The organism is Vibrio sp. R12-SW3-ISO1 (assembly GCF_059834005.1).
The window spans coordinates 1-18,320 of sequence record NZ_JCBDGK010000042.1 but is presented as its reverse complement, the minus strand read 5'-3'; the positions used below and the strand labels follow the sequence as shown (position 1 = coordinate 18,320).

The 18,320-nt window shown below is 50.8% G+C and carries 16 protein-coding genes; 8 read left to right on the top strand and 8 right to left on the bottom strand.

Going from position 1 to position 18,320, the window contains the following annotated elements; all coding sequences use genetic code 11:
- Positions 1 to 75: 75 nt before the first annotated feature.
- Positions 76 to 684: an AraC family transcriptional regulator gene (locus AC6R0R_RS12570; RefSeq protein ID WP_500626945.1), complete on the top strand. Its 609-nt coding sequence runs from the start codon at positions 76 to 78 to the stop codon at positions 682 to 684.
- Positions 685 to 761: 77 nt separating this feature from the next.
- Here the strand turns inward: AC6R0R_RS12570 and AC6R0R_RS12565 are convergent, their stop codons facing one another.
- Complete coding sequence (locus tag AC6R0R_RS12565; RefSeq protein WP_500626944.1) at positions 762 to 2,123, bottom strand: alpha-amylase family glycosyl hydrolase; 1,362 nt, start codon at positions 2,121 to 2,123, stop codon at positions 762 to 764.
- Between the two features lie 424 nt (positions 2,124 to 2,547).
- Here AC6R0R_RS12565 and AC6R0R_RS12560 point away from each other — a divergent pair, with 424 nt between their 5' ends.
- Entirely contained in the window at positions 2,548 to 3,471 is a 924-nt protein-coding gene (locus AC6R0R_RS12560; RefSeq protein ID WP_500626943.1) for a M14 family metallopeptidase, read from the top strand.
- Between the two features lie 84 nt (positions 3,472 to 3,555).
- On the opposite strand, the gene AC6R0R_RS12555 is transcribed toward AC6R0R_RS12560, so the two are convergent.
- Together AC6R0R_RS12555 and AC6R0R_RS12550 are read right to left on the bottom strand one after the other, a co-directional pair.
- A complete protein-coding gene (locus tag AC6R0R_RS12555; protein ID WP_334551586.1) occupies positions 3,556 to 3,750 on the bottom strand; it encodes a hypothetical protein in 195 nt (64 codons plus the stop codon).
- A 158-nt stretch (positions 3,751 to 3,908) separates the two neighbouring features.
- Positions 3,909 to 5,489, bottom strand: coding sequence for a BCCT family transporter (locus AC6R0R_RS12550; RefSeq protein ID WP_500626942.1), 1,581 nt, complete (start codon positions 5,487 to 5,489; stop codon positions 3,909 to 3,911).
- 424 nt (positions 5,490 to 5,913) lie between these two features.
- Between AC6R0R_RS12550 and AC6R0R_RS12545 the strand changes: the two genes are divergently transcribed.
- Complete coding sequence (locus AC6R0R_RS12545) at positions 5,914 to 7,692, top strand: alpha-amylase family protein (protein WP_500626941.1); 1,779 nt, start codon at positions 5,914 to 5,916, stop codon at positions 7,690 to 7,692.
- Positions 7,689 to 9,533: a maltodextrin glucosidase gene (malZ, locus tag AC6R0R_RS12540; RefSeq protein WP_500626940.1), complete on the top strand. Its 1,845-nt coding sequence runs from the start codon at positions 7,689 to 7,691 to the stop codon at positions 9,531 to 9,533. Before AC6R0R_RS12545 ends, malZ begins: the two co-directional genes overlap by 4 nt.
- On the opposite strand, the gene AC6R0R_RS12535 is transcribed toward malZ, so the two are convergent.
- The 3 genes from AC6R0R_RS12535 to ygiD form a co-directional block, all read right to left on the bottom strand.
- A complete protein-coding gene (locus AC6R0R_RS12535) occupies positions 9,493 to 11,325 on the bottom strand; it encodes an ABC transporter ATP-binding protein/permease (RefSeq protein WP_500626939.1) in 1,833 nt (610 codons plus the stop codon). The genes malZ and AC6R0R_RS12535 overlap by 41 nt on opposite strands.
- A 92-nt stretch (positions 11,326 to 11,417) precedes the next feature.
- The gene (locus AC6R0R_RS12530) at positions 11,418 to 11,591 is read right to left on the bottom strand and encodes a hypothetical protein (RefSeq protein ID WP_500626938.1); all 174 of its coding nucleotides are present in this window, start codon (positions 11,589 to 11,591) and stop codon (positions 11,418 to 11,420) included.
- A gap of 18 nt (positions 11,592 to 11,609) precedes the next feature.
- Positions 11,610 to 12,233 (bottom strand): 4,5-DOPA-extradiol-dioxygenase, encoded by a 624-nt coding sequence (ygiD, locus tag AC6R0R_RS12525; RefSeq protein ID WP_500626937.1) that lies wholly within the window; start codon positions 12,231 to 12,233, stop codon positions 11,610 to 11,612.
- A gap of 187 nt (positions 12,234 to 12,420) precedes the next feature.
- On the opposite strand from ygiD, the gene AC6R0R_RS12520 reads away from it, so the two are divergent.
- A complete protein-coding gene (locus AC6R0R_RS12520) occupies positions 12,421 to 13,302 on the top strand; it encodes a LysR family transcriptional regulator (RefSeq protein WP_500626969.1) in 882 nt (293 codons plus the stop codon).
- A gap of 93 nt (positions 13,303 to 13,395) precedes the next feature.
- Positions 13,396 to 14,319 carry a DMT family transporter gene (locus AC6R0R_RS12515; RefSeq protein ID WP_500626936.1) on the top strand — a complete coding sequence of 308 codons (924 nt, stop codon included), beginning with the start codon at positions 13,396 to 13,398 and terminating at the stop codon, positions 14,317 to 14,319.
- A 62-nt stretch (positions 14,320 to 14,381) separates the two neighbouring features.
- On the opposite strand, the gene AC6R0R_RS12510 is transcribed toward AC6R0R_RS12515, so the two are convergent.
- A complete protein-coding gene (locus AC6R0R_RS12510) occupies positions 14,382 to 15,569 on the bottom strand; it encodes a sugar efflux transporter (protein ID WP_500626935.1) in 1,188 nt (395 codons plus the stop codon).
- A gap of 195 nt (positions 15,570 to 15,764) precedes the next feature.
- On the opposite strand from AC6R0R_RS12510, the gene AC6R0R_RS12505 reads away from it, so the two are divergent.
- Entirely contained in the window at positions 15,765 to 16,679 is a 915-nt protein-coding gene (locus AC6R0R_RS12505; RefSeq protein ID WP_500626934.1) for a helix-turn-helix domain-containing protein, read from the top strand.
- Between the two features lie 182 nt (positions 16,680 to 16,861).
- Entirely contained in the window at positions 16,862 to 17,869 is a 1,008-nt protein-coding gene (locus tag AC6R0R_RS12500; protein ID WP_500626933.1) for a transporter, read from the top strand.
- Here AC6R0R_RS12500 and AC6R0R_RS12495 read toward each other — a convergent pair.
- Positions 17,866 to 18,320 (bottom strand): hypothetical protein (locus tag AC6R0R_RS12495; RefSeq protein ID WP_500626932.1); only part of this gene is annotated, 455 nt, incomplete at its 5' end. The genes AC6R0R_RS12500 and AC6R0R_RS12495 overlap by 4 nt on opposite strands.

Genomic DNA, 18,320 nt, shown 5'->3' with positions numbered 1-18,320 from the left:
TGTAGGTCACCGGCAAGATTGGCATTTCAATTAGAAAACGGTACTCTTGTCGCCCCATAAAGAGTGAGTTTTTCCATGCATTACGCCATTTCCTATCAAGCGCAATCCCACGAGTATCTGACGACAACACCACGTCGTCACACCATCAAGCACGGTTTGCTGCGCGTCACTCAAGGATTCGTCTTTATCCGTTTGGGCAAAAAAGAGTACGTCGTCGAGCCTGGCGATACCTTTTGGCTGCCATTTGATACCCTCGCGGCCGTCACCTATACGCCGAACACTCAACTGGATCGCATCGAGGTATCGGTACGCACCCAACTGCCACTCGTAAGGCAAGCCGGCTACATCCAGCCCACCCCTCTGCTAACCGCGCTGCTTGATCGCTTAAGCACGGTTGATGACAGACAAAAACAGCTTCCGCTACTGACGGTCGTGCGTGATGAATTGCCCTCGCTTACGCCTAAGCTGAGCGAATCCACATTCACTAAACAGCTCAATCAGTGGTTAAGCGACAACACCCTGCGAGCGCAAAGCCCGTTGCCAAGTGAAGTGCAACTTTTACTCAGAGTACGTGAAGCGCGTAAGCAGATGCTGTCAGGTCAAGCGCGCAGCCAGGTAATTAAACGATGGTTTGATGGTAACGACGCCCTGTTCGACAATCTGGAACAAGCACTGGTTGGCTAGGTGATGCACGCCTAGCCAACCAGTGCAGTTCAAACTCTCCCACTAAACATCGTTGGACCTACGGAGCGTCAACGTGCCTAAAGAGCTTCATTGGATTTGCGTACCAACATCATGGCGCTTTTAGGGGCCACAGTCAGCGCATTTTCAGTGCCAAATACTCTCTTTCCTGTCAGCACATCCGTCATCGCCGTCCCCTCTTTTCGCTCTATGGTTTGACTGCGTGTCGATTTGTTGATCACCACAAGACCATCATTGCCGCGAGCAAACACCAAGAGATCGTCACCGGCTTCAATGATGCGCATCGGTTTGCCATGCATTTGATTGTGAAAGGCAATGGCGGCGCACATTTTTTTGTCCTTCCAAGCGGATTGCCAGCGAGGCTGACCCGAACGGTCTTGAATGCCACTGGTATCGAGATCGGTATAGATCAGCGGTACACCGCCATCTCGGCCCAAAATGTAGCAGTAAGCTAACCACTCCAACGTCTCATCCATCACCAAATTCGCAAAGACATCGTTATTGGGAATGTCATGGGTAATGGCGAACGTAATCGCTCGACTTTCCGATAGCGCTTGGCCAAAGCAATAAGGATCCACCAAGCTTTTCAAGCTTCCTTTCGGTTGTAGCGCGTCGAACAGTGTTTGAAACAGGGGAAAGTCGTAGGCTCCAAGATCGGTTTGAGCAAGAAAGGGCTCTAAGAAGAGATCATACTCAGGTTTGGACGCACCGCCACTGGTGATGATCTCACCAAAAATATGCACGTCGTGACAAATCTCATCCGTCCACACTTTTTGCAGATGCTCCAGCGTCATGTGTTTTGCGGCATCAATGCGAAACCCTTTGACCCCTAGTGACTTTAGGGCTTTGAGATATTGCTGCTGCATGCTCACCACATGCGCGTTATCACGCAGAGTAGGCAGCCCCGGATCGCTTGGCCCACCAGTAATTCGGCCATTTTGCACTTGCCACTTGTCCTGCCAATCGGAGATGCCGAACGCTTCGACAAAATCATCGTGATCGAACAGTGGCTCACTCAAATCACCAAACAAACGTTGACGCTCGTAATACGCCTTGTCCTTCTGGTAGGTCGCTATGTCCGCAGCACTGGGGTAGTGTAAATCATCACGTAGCGATGATTCATTCGCCATATGGTTAAACACTACGTCGGCGTAGATCTCAACCTTGTGCGCTTTCAGCGTGGCAATCATCGCAGTAAATTGCTCAGTGTTACCCAATTGATTGTCTATCACTCGATAATCTTGCGGTTGATAGCGCTGCCACCACTGTGTGCCTTGTTCGCGCTTAAGCGATTTCATCGGTGGCGAAACCAACACGGATTTATATCCCGCGTTAGCAATATCTGTTGCTCTCGCTTTGACCATCTCATAAGGCCAATCGAAAGCATGCAAAATGACGTCGGTTGCATTCGAGATTAACATCACGATTTCCTTTACCTTTTTGTCAAGCGGCTACGTCGGTAGCCCGATTGTCTGCCATTTTACCAAAGCGAGATCCGCTTGCGATTCCCCCTTTATCCGCTTCTTGCCGTAGTAGGTGCGAGGCGTAGAGAGGTGTTGTTCGATGGTAAATGGGCGTCAACTCACATAAGCTTGCTCAATAATCGTCAGCCTGATTGATTCATTGGCCAAGCCACATCGTCGTGAGAAGCGACGGATAAGGGTGCAGATATACCATGAGTATAGTTCGAATTTATATGGTTTCCGATTTGGTGTGTCTATGGTGCATTATCGGCTATCAGTGTTTACGAGCCGCACTAAATTCCAGCAGCCGCCCATCAATGATTGCCTCTTGCGCAAGCTATCACTATGCTGTGTGCCCATCACCAATGACAAGGGGTCACCAATGAATCAAACACACGCTTACCCTATCGGAACACGCGGGGAGAAATGGACGGACACAGAGAGAGCGGCTTGGCGAGCGAGCGTGACAAAACAGCGCGATTATCAGCAGCAAGTCGTGAGTAAGATTGAAGCTCTTCGTGGTCGATTCGACGTTGAACAATACGGCTCACTTGACTACGACGAGCAGCACTACGCACTTTACTGCATCAAAACGCGCCAATGGGACACAAGTAAAAAAGTGGTGTTGATCACTGGCGGCGTGCACGGTTATGAGACCAGTGGTGTCCACGGTGCGCTGGCGTTTGCCGAAGAAAAAATGGCCCATTACAGCCAATATTTCAATGTGATCGTCGCACCGTGTGTTAGCCCTTGGGGCTATGAAACCATCAATCGCTGGAACCCCAATGCCATTGACCCCAATCGCTCTTTTTACGCCAACTCCCCTGCCAAAGAATCCGCGCAATTAATGAGGCTAGTTGAAAGCATCAACGAAGAGATTTTGGTGCACATCGACCTGCATGAAACCACCGATACCGATGAAAGTGAGTTTCGCCCGGCATTGGCCGCTCGTGATGGCCTTGAGTACATAGAAGGCATGATTCCCGACGGATTTTACACTGTTGGTGATAGCGACAATCCGCAATTAGACTTTCAAGCCGCCGTGATTAACGCGGTAAGCAAAGTCACGCACATCGCCCCAGCGGACGAAAAAGGCGAAATCATTGGTTCTCCTGTCGTAAGCCACGGTGTCATTCTCTATCCAATGAAACAACTCGGCCTATGTGGTGGTGTCAGTACCTGCCTGTATGGCACCACCACTGAAGTGTATCCAGACAGCGCAAGTGTGATCGACGAGGCGTGCAATGCGGCTCAAGTCGCGGCGATTGTCGGTGGGCTGGAGTACGTGCTCGGCCAGAATCAGTAACCGAAAAGCGTCATACCACAGACAATAGAACACAGGTAAAAGAAGAGGCAGCCAACAGGCTGCCTCTTTAGTCGATGTGAGTGATTATTTGTCTAACGACAACCCCACCTGACTGATTTTACTTTTGAATTCTTCGATGCTGTCTGCTTGATAAGTAGGACTGCCGTTAAAGTAACGTGGCTTTTCTGGCTTCATTGCCTCTTTTAGCGCTTTCTCTTGCTCAAGGTCATCATGATAAACCGTCACGCGGTGCGGGATGTCCTGCTTAAACGTAGCCATCATTGTCTCCTTTTTGACGTTGCTGTTGTGTTTTCTTACTAAAGCGTAGACGCGATGCCAGGCAAGCCCTGCCCCTTAATTTCGATTTGTGAGCATCACTACAAAAAAATGAGCACATCGCTGTGCTCATTTTCATTCTTCCATTACCACTTAATCACTTACTGATAAGCGGGCAGCTCAGACTTCAAGCCTTTCAATAAGCTGACACACATCACCAGCAGCACCAGCGTGAAAGGCAGGCCGGTCGCGACCACGCCCGACTGCAACGCTTGCAGGGCCTCTTTGCCTCCGACCCAGAGCATCACCGCCGCGATCGAACCCTCAATACACGCCCAGAAAATGCGCTGAGGGACAGGTGCATCAATTTTACCCCCCGCCGTAATGCTGTCGATCACCAATGAACCCGAGTCCGACGACGTCACAAAGAACACCAAGATTAAGGCAATAGAAAGCACAGAGATAATGGAGCTGTAAGGCAGCTGTTCATAGACATGGAACAGAGTCAGTGAAATATCCGTTAAGCCATTGGTGCCTAGCTCTCCGACTTTATTAACCACTTGATCCAGTGCAATACCACCGAACACCGCCATCCAGATCAGCGTCACCACGGTTGGAATCACGATCACGGCAAAAATAAACTCACGAACGGTACGACCTTTCGAAACTCGAGCGATAAACATCCCCACAAACGGTGACCAAGATACCCACCATGCCCAGTAGAAGACTGTCCAACCATGCATCCAGTCGATGTCTTCACGGCCATGAGGGTTACTCAGCGGCAAGATGTTTTGTACGTAGGCAACCGTGGAGTCCCAGATTGAAGTGGTCGCGATATCAAAACTGACGAATAACACAAACACCAACAGTGCAAACGCGACAATCATGTTGACGTTTGACAACACTTTCACGCCGCCATCGATACCACGAATGACAGAAATGACCGCAATAAAGGTTACGAAAGCGATGACCGCCATCTGTAAGCCGGTACCACCATCAAGACCAAACACATGGTTAATCCCACTGGTCGCCTGCTGTGCCCCTAGCCCCAGAGACGTTGCCAAGCCAAACAGCGTCGACAACACCGCAAGAATATCGACCACATGACCTAACCAACCCCACGCTCTGTCACCAAAAATGGGATAAAACGCTGCGCGTAGCGACAGAGGTAGCCCTTTGTTATACGCAAAAAACGCCAGCGAAAGCGCGACGATTGCGTAAATCGCCCAGCCATGAATACCCCAGTGGAACAGCGTCGCCCCCATCGCCAGGGACTTCGCCTGATCGGAATACGGTTCAGCGTTTAACGGCATGCCCCACCAATCGGTGAAGTAGGCCGTCGGCTCAGCTACACTCCAAAAAAGCAGGCCGATACCCATGCCCGCGGCAAATAGCATAGAAAGCCAAGAGACGGTGGAATACTCTTTCTTCGCATCGATACCGCCGATGCGAATTTTACCTAGAGGCGAGAAGAGGAGCGCTATCGCAAACACGACAAAGAAGTTTGTCGCCCACATGAAAAAGACATCAAAATCGGCAATGATACCGTTACGTAAACCATTTAGTGCGTCGCGCGCTGTTGCTGGTTCAACCACCAACAAAGAGACCAAACAGAGGATGACGAGTCCTGCGCTGATACCAAAAACGGGGTTGTGGATATCAAATCCCCACTTTTGAACGTTGTCTTGACCAACTTGATAATCCGTCGTGTCGATACTGTATTTTTTAAATTCATTATCCATAAATTAGTTTTTAGCTCGCGCAGTATTTGTTTTGGTTCAACAGCACAAAGCGCAAAGCCGTCTCCTGATAATTTGAACACTAATTATAACTTACCGAAAGAAATTGTATCATTTACTAAAAAAACGAGCAATGATCACATAAAATCTATCAATTCCGGCTCAATATATGCATGTTTTATTTAGACAGCGAATCATTTTTCTCCATCAAACTTAGCCCTCATTCAGTGTGGATATGTGACAAAACAATATGTCTCATAAATACACTCGCGCGCAATATATAGTGAGATCACAGAAAAACATAGCAAGATCACAAAAAAACAGATCTACGCCCCTCATATTTTTACTTTGGATGAGGGATGGCCCAATTGACTGTTCTACACTTTGCCTTCATCCGATCAACATTCCACACCACAATTCGTGAAGCATGAACAAAATTACCCTTTACCAAGTCTTTACTCGCCTTTTTGGCAATATCTGTACCGCCAACGTTCCTTGGGGAACTCGCGAGCAAAATGGTGTTGGCAAATTCAGCGATTTTACGCCTCGCGCACTAGAGGCGATTCGAGATCTCGGCATCTCCCATATTTGGTATACCGGTGTGCCGCACCATGCGCGGGTCACCGACGATTCGCAATGTGGAATACGCAGTGATCACCCCAGTATCGTTAAAGGCAGAGCAGGGTCACCCTATGCCGTGAAGGACTATTACAGCGTCAATCCCGACCTTGCTGACAATCCGGAACACAGAAATCAAGAGTTTGAGGCGCTGATTGCGCGCACTCATAAAGCGGGGCTTAAAGTGATCATCGACATCGTACCGAACCATGTCGCGCGGGTTTACCAAGGACACAATAACCCGCCTGGCGTGCGCGACTTTGGCGCCGACGATGACACCTCAGTAATCTATCATCGTGACAATAATTTCTATTACTTGCCCGGCGAACACTTCTCTGTGCCTGACGAATTGACGACGAATCCCCCGCTCGGGGGAGAGGCTCATCCCGCATTAGAAGAAGCGTACGTTGAGTACCCAGCCAAATGGACCGGCAACGGTTCACGCTTGGCTCAGCCCAACGCCGACGACTGGTATGAAACGGTAAAAATCAATTATGGGGTAAGGCCCGACGGTAGCCACGATTTTGCCTCTCTGCCTCCGCACTATCGCCATTTAGATTGCGGCGAACACCTGCATTTTTGGCAATCGCAAAATGTGCCGGACTCTTGGACGAAATTTCGTGATATCGCGCTTTACTGGCTAGACAAAGGCGTCGACGGATTTCGATTTGATATGGCCGAGATGGTGCCGGTCGAGTTTTGGAGCTACCTCAACGCACACATTAAGCACACCAACGCCGACGCGATCGTGATTGCCGAGGTATATCAACCCGACCGTTATCGTGATTACATCCAACTGGGCAAGATGGACTACCTCTACGACAAGGTGGATCTGTATGACCACCTGGTTAAGGTCATCAAAGGCTGCGCTTCCACCAGCGAGATAGGCCGCATTGAATACCAACTGCGCGATATTGAGCATCATATGCTCAAATTTATGGAGAACCATGACGAGCAACGTCTCGCTTCACCCGCGTGTTGCGCTTCGGGTGAAAACGCCATACCGGCCATGTTAGTCTCGGCGTGCCTATCGAGCGCGCCGACCATGATCTATTTCGGCCAAGAAGTTGCAGAACCCGGCGCTGAAATGGCCGGCTATGGCCAGCCGTCTCGAACCTCTATTTTTGACTACATTGGTGTCCCTCATCACCAACGCTGGATGAATAACGGTCAGTTTGATGGCGGCCAACTCACCGAGCAAGAACGCACACTGCGTCACTTCTACCAAAGGCTGCTTAACTTAACGTTAAACAGCCCTGCGCTGTGTGGCGACTACCATGATCTCTATGCCGACAACCACCAAGCCTTTGGTGATGGCGAAGATTACCTGTACGCCTTCGCGCGCTCTTGCTCGACGCAAACCTTGATCATCGCCACCAATTTTAGCCAAACGCAGTCTCATGAGGTGACGTTAACGTTAAACGAAGCGCTCATCGCCCAATGGCAACTCACTGAGGGGACCTACGCCTTGACCAACTGCCTGAGCGGCGACACACACCAACTGCAGGTCAAAAATGGGATTGGCCAAGCCACCCTGAATTTTACGCCACTGTGCGCTTTTTACTTGGAACTAGGGGAAACACTATGACGCTGCCATATCTTTTCCATGGCCAATCTCGCGATTGGGTTACGCTAGATGAGACCAAACCTATCCTCACCGTGCGTTTAGCGACGGAAAAAGGCATTCACTTCGATAAGGTTCTCGTGCGCCATGAACCCGACAACGAAGAGTATTTGGTGGCCATGACCCGCGTCGACGAGACGCCCTATTTGGATATCTGGTCGGCCAGTTTCCCACTCAATCAAGATCGCGCCATCACGCACTATGTCTTCAAGCTGCTGAGCAACCAGCGTCAATACTGGCTCGATGGCCGGCAAGTGAGCACCCGCATGCCGGGTAAAGAGACGCACTTTAAGTACAATCGCGAACATCAGCCACCTAAGTCGGTCAGCCAACAAGTGTTTTACCAAATTTTCCCTGACCGCTTTTGCAACGGCAAGCCAGAGTTAAGCGTGAAAGAGGGCGAGTATTTGGTATCTTGTGGTACTAAGCCAGTCACCCGTAAACGCTGGGGCGAACCCGTCGATTTGGAGGGCAATGGCGGCTGCGAATTTTATGGCGGCGATCTCTACGGCGTTGAAAGTAAACTCGATTACTTACAATCACTGGGTGTGACGGCGCTCTACCTCAATCCGATTTTTACCGCACCCAGCAACCATAAGTATGACACCGCGGATTATCGCAACGTCGATGACCACCTTGGCAGCAACGCCCATTTTGCTCAATTATGTGAGCAATTACGTGCGCGAAACATGCGCATCATGTTGGACGCCGTCTTCAATCATACCTCCACCGAGCACCCGTGGTTTAACTTGCAAGGCTGGCATGACACCCTAGGTGCGTATCAATCGGTGAACTCACCTTACCGTGATTACTACTTGTTTAAAGATGAGGGCCAAGATTACATCGGTTGGAAGGGCATACAATCTTTGCCTGTGCTCAATTTTGACAACCCAGAGGTAAGAGAATACCTCTATCAAGGGGACGATGCGGTGATCAAGCATTGGCTAAAACCGCCCTACTCCATTGATGCTTGGCGATTTGATGTGATTCATATGCTGGGCGAAGGAGAAGGGGCAAAGAACAACGCGCACTACGTTAAAGCTTTTCGTGACGCTGCCAAGCAAGTCAACCCGGATTGCTACGTACTGGGCGAGCACTTCTTTGAAGCAACTCAATGGCTGCAAGGCGATCAAGAAGATGGCGCAATGAACTACTATGGGTTTGCACACCCACTCAGAGCGCTACTGACAGGCTTAGACATCGCGTTTGACCCAATCGACATCAATGTGAGCGAGTTTTTGGATTGGCAAGCCGAGGCGAGAGCGAAACTGCCGTGGGCCAATCAATTAGCGCAGTTGAATCAGCTCGACAGCCACGATACTGCGCGCTTTATTGAGCTAGTTAAAGAGGAACCCGAAAAATACGCCTTGGCTGCCACGCTGCTATTTAGCTATGTCGGCGTACCCTGCGTCTATTACGGCAGTGAATTGGCACTCGAAGGCAGTCATGACCCCGATAATCGCCGCTGCATGCCGTGGGATAAGGTGGACGCTAACCCCACTCTGGCTCTGTTTCAGGCATTGATCGCCTTGCGCAAACAACACCCGGCGCTGCAATACGGTGACTACGTCCCTCTGGTACACGACGACAACAGCTTTGTGTTTGCGCGTACCCTAGGCGATGAAGTGATTGTTGCCGCCTTTAACGTCAGCAACCAAAACCAAATCGTCTCTATTCCACTGTGGAAGCTCACCAAGCCGGTGTTTGTGTTGACCGACTTACTCGACAAGCACGCCCTCCCCGTCGAAGGAGAATCCATGCAGACTACCCTACCAGCGATGGGCGCGCGCTTGCTTGGTGGCTAAATTGTAATTCAACCAGGCGCTGATAGAGCTCACATGACTCGAGCAGCGCCGCATGGCTGCCTTGGTCAACTAACCGGCCCCCGTCGAGTACGGCAATACTGTCCGCGTGTTGAATGGTCGATAGACGATGCGCAATGATCAACGTCGTGCGACCTTGCATCAGTTGCTCAAGCGCCTGCTGAACGTGATGTTCACTTTCACTGTCGAGTGCACTGGTGGCCTCATCGAGCAGTAATATCGCGGGATCTTTCAGAATCGCTCGCGCAATCGCAATGCGCTGCCTTTGACCACCGGACAAACGCACACCGCGCTCGCCGAGAAAACTGTGGTAACCGTCAGGCAGCGCCATAATGAACTCGTGCGCATGGGCTTTTTTCGCCGCCAGCATCACCTCTTCATCACTCGCGTCTGGACGACCATAACGAATATTGTGCATCACATCTTGGCTAAACAGGGTTGGCTGTTGGGGAACCAGCGCCATATACTCGCGCAGTTGACTCGGTTCAAACTGCTTCACATCACGCCCTGCGATGCGCACCTGACCAGATTGCGGGTCATAAAAGCGTTGTAGCAGTTCAAACAGCGTGGTTTTTCCTGCGCCTGACGGACCAACAAGCGCCAGCACTTGACCATCTGCGACCTTAAGCGAGAGGTTATCGATTGCCGCCACATCTGGCCGCGATGGGTAGTGAAACGTCACCTGCTCCAGTTGCACGCTCGCTCCTTGGATTGGGCTGTCGCTCGTGGTCTCACTCGGCCCCACAATATCACTTTGCACTTGAAGAATGTCGACCAAACGCTCTGTTGCCCCCGCCGCGCGTTGCAGCTCGCCCATGACCTCAGACAATGTGCCTAACGAGGAGGCGACCATAATGGCGTAGAACACGAACGCGCCCAAATCGCCAGCCGACATGGAGCCATGAATCACATCTCTTCCGCCGACCCAAAGCATCCCTGCAATCGCAGTAAAGACGATCACAATCACTCCGGAAATCAATATGGCGCGCTGCTTCACTCGCTGACGGCCAACGTCGTAGGCTTTTTCAACCTCAATGGCAAACGCCGCACGCTCAAACCCCTCACGGGAATAACTTTGCACCGTTTTAATCTGTTCGACCGCTTCGCCGGCGTAGCTGCCGACATCCGCCATCGAATCTTGGCTACGTCGTGATAAAGCGCGAACTTTACGGCCATAAAAAAGAATCGGGACCAACACAAACGGCACGGACGCCAGCACCACCAAAGTTAATTTCACATTGGTGGCAAACAGCATCACTATCGCGCCTAAACACATGAGTGAGCTGCGCATCGCCATGGAGAAAGAGGATCCAATGATACTTTGCAACAAAGTAGTATCGGTGGTGAGGCGTGACATGATCTCGCCGCTGCTGTTGGTTTCAAAGTAACTGGGGTGCAAAGAAATCACATGATTAAACACCGCGAGGCGTATATCCGCACTGACGCGCTCCCCCACCGATGAAACCAAATAAAAGCGAAAGAAGGTGCCCACCGCAATCATGATGGTGACCGCCACGATATAAAGGATCGCTTGCTCAAGCTCCGCCAATGACTGCTGTGAAAAACCATTGTCGATAAGCATGCGTACCCCTTGACCCACCGAAAGCGTCAACGAGGCAGTCGCCACCAACGCAATCAACGCGCCGATGACCTGCCAGCGATAAGGACGCACAAAAGCCAGTAACTCGAATAAAATCGCTAAGCTTTTACGTGATTGGGCACTTGGTGTTGCCGAAGATGTCTGATTTTGCTGATTGGTGGATGCTCGTCCCATCAAATGGTCTCTTTTCCCGTCATGATGACGCTAGGCTATTGAACAGCTTCGAGACTACCACCTCACACATTAGGATGCACCCATTGGCTTTATCAATAAAAGAGGAATGAACGCATCGACACCGCGCCCAGTTCAATGCCACCTGTGATTGAGAAAAGCCGATCTTGTTCATCCGACGCTCCCGCAACCGTTAGCGCAGGCACATAGTGCTCAAGCGTTGGATTCGCTTGATAAAGCAGAGAACCCAGCTCACGCGTATCCGCCAACGATGAAAAGCGTCGTGTTTACAGCGCCTGACCGACTTTATCATCGAACTCTAGCGCCCAATCATGAACATGACCGTCTAAATCCAGAGCGCGTAGGTTGTGCACCACGTTGCCAGAGCCGAGAATTAAGACGCCACGGTGGCGAAGTTGACGCAATGTTTTACCGAGATTGAGATGCCAGTCGAGCGGCTTCGTAACATCAATCGACATCTGGAACACAGGAACGTTGGCCTCTGGGTAAAGAGATTTCAGCAGCGCCCACGCGCCGTGATCAAGCCCCCACGTCTCATCTTCATGGGCGTTGATGTGGTCAAGCAACTGCACCACTTCTCGCGCGAGCCTTGGTGCCCCGGGGGCCGGATATTGCTCTTCATACAGGGCCTTGGGAAAGCCGTAAAAATCATGAATGGTGCGAGGCTGCGCAGAAACATCGACCAGGGTCGAGCCTTGACTCATCCAATGAGCAGACAGCACCAAGATCGCTTGAGGAGTAGGTAAACTGGCGCCCAGTTCCATCCACGAACGACTGTAGCGGTTGTCTTCAATGATATTCATCGGTGAGCCATGACCCAGGAAGATCACCGGCATACGTTCGGATGCGCTCAATGAGCGTTTTAGTTGTTGATAAGTCACGTTGGTCATTGTTGTGCCTCATAGTATTCGCTGGAGATGCTCCCTTGTAAGTAGGAGCGGATGAACTCAGTATGCGCAAAATAAATAATGAACACTATGTAGATTATGTGGAATAATTATCTATATTTTGTTCGCAATTTCATTCGCAAGAATGTTCCCCATTTCGATTGTTCTTAGGAGGATACCCGTGGATAAAATGGATGGACTTAGAGCCTTTGTCGCCACCGCGCAAACGGGATCGTTTACCGCAGCGGCGCAAAGGCTTGGCATCTCTAACCGACTTACCTCCAAATATGTGGCTCAATTGGAAGCGCAGGTCGGCGCCCGCCTGTTGCAACGCACGACACGCAATGTCAGTGTCACCAGTGCGGGGTTGCGCTTACTCGAGCAAGCGCCACGTCTTCTCGCCGAATTTGACGAACTGTTCGAGCAAGTCGGTCGCAGTCATCAACAACTCTCTGGGCCACTCAAAATCTCTGCCCCCATCACCTTTGGTGAACTCTACCTGCAAGATCTACTGCGCCGCTTTGCCTTGCTTCATCCAGAGATTGAACTCGACCTGCGCTTAACCGATGATTTCGTTGATCTAGCGATGGAGGGATTTGATCTTGCTTTTCGCATCGGCCTGCCCGACAACGCTTCCGTTCGTGGCCGTAAGTTAGGCATTATTCACAGCCAGTTAGTGGCCTCTGCGGAGTATTTGGCCGCCCACGGCACGCCGATTAGCATCGACGATTTAGCACAACATAGGTTGATTATTGACACCAATCGCCAAGGTTACCAACGCTGGACATTTACGCGAGAGGGCGTCCAGAGTGACTTCAAACCACGCAGCCAACTTAAAGTCAACAGTGCGCGCGTGGCAAAAGAGTGGGCAGAGCAAGGGATGGGTATCGCTTTGTGCCCCGATTTTGTCACTCACGATGGCATCAAAAGAGGGCGTTTAGTTCGGGTACTGGACGATTACGATCTCGGCACACGTTCGATGTACGCCATCTATCTAGCCGGACATGAAATTCCACGTAAAGTCCGCGCGCTGATCGATTTTGCCCATCAAGAACTGTCATCCACAATCTAACCTATCTACCCAGCAAGGCTTGGCGTATGATGCGAGACTATTGCGAATAATAATGAGAAGTCAGCTCAAGCTCCCCTTGAGCCATTTACTGCTATGAACGTCACTACGCCAACCCAACTTATCCCCGTTGGGGTTCGATTTATGCTCTTGTCTGCACTGGGCTTTGCTCTGATGTCGGCAAGTGTCAAGTACGTCAGTGAGCACGGTATTCCTGTGTTTGAGATTGTTGCAGCGAGGGCCTTGGTGTCTCTCATCATCAGCTATCTGGATGTGAAGCGTAAGCGCCTCTCGGTATGGGGACACAATCGTAAATTGCTCCTCGTTCGCGGCGCCGTGGGCACCTTCGCGTTGATGTGTGTCTACTATTCGGTCACCACGCTGCCCCTTGCGGAAGCGACCATCTTGCAATACGTGCACCCGGTGTTCACCGCGCTGCTTGGCGTGCTGTTTTTAAAGGAGCGCATTCAAAGCGCCACCTTAGTGTGCATCGTTTTCTGTTTAACTGGGCTTGCCGTGATGATGCAACCCAACTTCAGTGACAGTGTTCACCATGAACTGCCTCCACTTAGTGTGATGCTCGCGCTCGGCGGCGCGTTTGGCAGTTCGATTGCTTACGTCATCGTTCGTAAATTGAGCCAAACCGAAGACAGTTCAGTGATCATTTTCTATTTCCCGTTGGTTGCCCTACCTACCTCTTTGCTACTGATGAGCGATAATGTTGTTTGGCCAAGCTTGCCAATGCTGTGCATGTTGGTCCTGGTGGGCATCTTCACCCAAATTGGCCAATACGGTTTAACGAAAGCGATGCAAACCCAAGAAGCAGGCAAAGCCTCGGCGTACTCTTACGTGCAAATCGTCTTTTCTACCCTAATTGGTGTTTGGGTCTTTAATGAAGTGCCATCGCTATGGACCTACCTAGGCGGCACATTGATCATTACCGGCGCTTTGATCAATGTGTTTGGACGGAAAATGCTGCCACCTCTTCGTAAAAGAAATGGGGCAACACGAGCGAAATAGCCGATTCATCGAGGCGAACCTTAAGGTCAACGGTGACAGCGCCGTTGACCCAGCGCCCCCCATCACACGCTCGGCGCGTGACACTCGGGTTCTGCTTTGTGACTCATCATTTCAAACACCACCAGTAATAAGGCGGCGGTGATGGCCCCCGCTAAACAGAGATATAGCGCGCTGTAATAGTTATACAGCTCGGCCACCACACCCACCGCGAGGCTCGAAACAAGGGTACTGATGTTCAGCATATTGGAAAACAGCGTCGATGCGGTGCCGAGGCGATCCTTCATCATGTCTTGCAATGCCACCATACCTAAGGTCGCGCATATACCAATAAAGAAACCATTCAGCAATTGAGCAAACAGCATCACGCTAAATTGGGTTTCTACGAGCATCACCAAATAGAACAGCGCACCAGAGACAACCGCGGTCGTCATCACCCTCGTGGTGCCAAACTTGTCCGCCATACGGCCGGCGGCCAGCATCACCGGAATCTCAAAGGCGGCGGCAGCCCCAAATAACAGCCCAAGCCAACTGGCATCGACCACCAACTCTTGAGAGAGGTAAAGCGGAATACTGATGATGTAGAGGTTATTCGCTGAAAAAGCGCACACCACGATCACGCAGTACAACAGCACACGTTTATCCAGAGGTTTATTGACGCGACTTGCTGAGCGCTCCTCTTGCGTCACCACATTCGAGGGGATCTGCTTGACGACCACCCAAATACCCAAGGCCACGATCACAGCCGAGACCGCAAACGAGGCGCTAAAGCCAAACTGAGCTTTGAGCATAAACGCTGCGGGTGGACCAAACACCCACGCAATCGCTAGACCCGCTCGCATGGTTGCAACAAAACGCGTGCTGTTGTCGACATGACGGTCACCATACTCTCGGCCGAGAGCGAACAATTGACCAAACGAAGCGCCACTGACGCTGCCGAACAGTGTGACCACAGCAACCGCCAACCAGTAGTCACGAATCACTGTAAAGCTTGCCACGGTAATGAGGTAGCTGCTTAACGAGACGACTAAAATGGTTTTGCGATTCCAATGGCTGTCTGACCGTTTGGCGATCGCCGACGAGACCCATACCGAACTGCTGACCGCCACCACCATGTAGAGGCTCAACATCAATGGTGAAGCACCCAGTTCTTGCACAATGAAGAGACTCGATAATGGATAGAAAAACGCGCCGCACAAGCCGGTGACAAAAGTGGTAAATATAAAATAGAGTGCGGTTTTATCCCGGTACATGGCGGACTCCCCATCCAGACACATTGAGAACGAACACGGCGAATACGCCGCAAGCAATGTCTGTCAGTCTACGCCAATCCCCCGCCAACAATGGTAGTATTCGAGCCAGGTTTGATACTATTCCTTCAACTTTACACTCATCTTTGACAGAAAAGCGTCATGTAGCTAGGCTAGTGACCAACCAAGGAGAACATTGTGAAGCCATTTAAAGAGCATGTACTGACAACCCCTAGCTTTGACTGGCTGGTGCGTGAATTTCGTTGCCGAGAGCACAACGATCAGTACGTCTGCTCATGGCACTATCACAGTGAGTATGAGTTGGTGCTCTATCTCGATCCGCACTCGGTGTTTCAGGGTAACTATTACGCGGGTGATGCGATTGGCGAGATTGTGGATCATACTCTGCTGCTTTATGGTCCTGGGCTGCCCCACATGCTCGCAGGCAAAAGTGTTGCCTCAGAGAACAGTGAGCAACACACGGTGATCATTTGGTTCTCACAGCACTGGGTGGATCAACTGCAACACTTAGTGCCCGAAGCGAGACACCTCTCTCGCTTGCTGAGCCAAGCTGCGCACGGGCTGCATTTTAGCCCTGAGATTGCGCAGAAAGTGGCCAACATCATGGAAGGGTGTATCCATCTGCCGCGCCATCACCAGGTGGTCAAAGTCATTGACGTGCTGCTCACGCTTGCCGACGATCTTAAGGCGACCAAACTCTGTACCTCACCATATCGTATACAGCCTTTTTCCTCCCAGCACGACACGGATCGCCGCATTGAACTGGCCACGCATTACATTGAACAGCACTACGCACAAAGCATCACAATGGCCGCGTTGTGTCAAACACTGCACATGAGTGAAAGCTCCGCCTATCGATTGTTTGAAAAACACTATGGGGTAAGTTTCTCTGAACATCTCAAGCAGTATCGCGTGGGCAAAGCCTGCGAGCTGCTGGCCAGTACTCGTTTGCCGATCGCCCTTGTTGCAGAGCGTACCGGCTTTAAAAACCTCTCCAACTTTAACCGTCAATTCAAAGGGGTTAAGGCGATGACGCCGAGCGAATTTCGCCAACAGTTTATCTCTCCCTTAACGGTAAAATCCTCTCCCTAGCATGTTGTTGGCCTTAACCGCAGACGAAAAAGTATGAACACTCTCTCCTCCTTTTGCCTGCAACACGACACGTCTAACCGTCTCAGGGCTTAGAAGAGACACAACACAAACTTTCGTTCATAGCGGAGCGTCTCACCCTGTTCTATCTAATCAAGTACCTATGGATAGAAGAGGCTTACCCGATGTCCTTTCCCTTGACGAAATTCTCCCTAACAACCTTGACCCTACCCTGCTTAAGCGCATTGCTCTTGTCCGACACGACATTCGCGCAAGAAGAGGCGGCTCGACCGTTAACCGTGGGCGATGTGATCGCACGACCTGGCGTACTGACACCGAAAGGAAAACTCACTTTTGACGCCTCACTCAGTTACACGCAAAACTCATCCAATAAAGTCTCTGTGGTTGGGTATACCGTGTTACCGACGCTGATTGTTGGACGTATCGAGGTGAGTGATTCAGACAGAACCACCATTACCGCAGGGATGAGTGCGCGTTATGGACTCACCAACACAACAGAGTTGGAACTGCGCTTACCGTTTGTGTATCGAAACGATCAAATCTCTACCCGCCCAATCCAAGACGGTGCGCAAGACAACACGGTCAATATCACGCTAGATGGAGGAGGATTAGGCGATGTGGAGTTAGCGCTGCGCCATCAATTCAATGTCAACTCGACGCCATACTGGATTGGCGGCCTAAGCGTCAAATCAGACAGCGGAAAGTCGCCCTATGACATCGAGATCGACGACACCACCAACACCTACAAAGAGGTCCCAACCGGATCCGGTTTTTGGAGCATTGAGCCCAGCCTTTCGATGATCTATCCGACCGACCCTGCCGTTCTCTTCACCAGTTTAAGCTACATTTACAATTTTGAAGATGACGTCAATGTTGGAGACAGCAGCAGTGCCGTAAAATTGGGCGATACCCTTTCATTAGGCGCGGGGATTGGCTTTTCAGTCAATCCTGATCTGTCGTTTTCGCTCGGCTTGAGCCACAAAACGATATTGAAAAGCACACTGGATGGCGAAGAAGCGGACGATGCAAAACTACTGCAACTGGATTCGATTAACTTTGGTGTCAACTACGCGTTTTCAAAGACATCGTCATTGAACGTCAACGCTCAGGCAGGATTAACCGAAGACACCCCCGACTTCCAACTGACAGTGAGGGTGCCGTTCAGTTTCTAATATCCTCCGATCAATAAGGCATCTTGAAGCTTGGTGCGACTGCGAATCTGTTGCACTAAGCCGCTGACTTGAGCGTCAATATTGACAATCGTATCCACCCCCAACACACTGTGATCGAGTGTATTTTGAATCACATTAGTGATGCTTGCTGAGGTGATCGACGCCGATGTACTGTTGGTCACATCCAGTGAATTGACTAACGCCGCTGGGTTGACACTCACATCTCCTGCAATCTGATTGCCTTCGCCTACTTGAACAACATTCACCACATCGGTGACAGGCACCGCAGTCGTTGTAGTCGACGAGTCCGTTGAGTTGGCTTGCCGGACTTGATAATTCGCCGACTGCTTGAGCAGTTGACCGTTTTCAAACACCAAGTTGGCGATTTGCGTATTAAAGACCGACTGTCCATTAACACTGCTTCGTACACTCAAGCCTATATTGATGACGT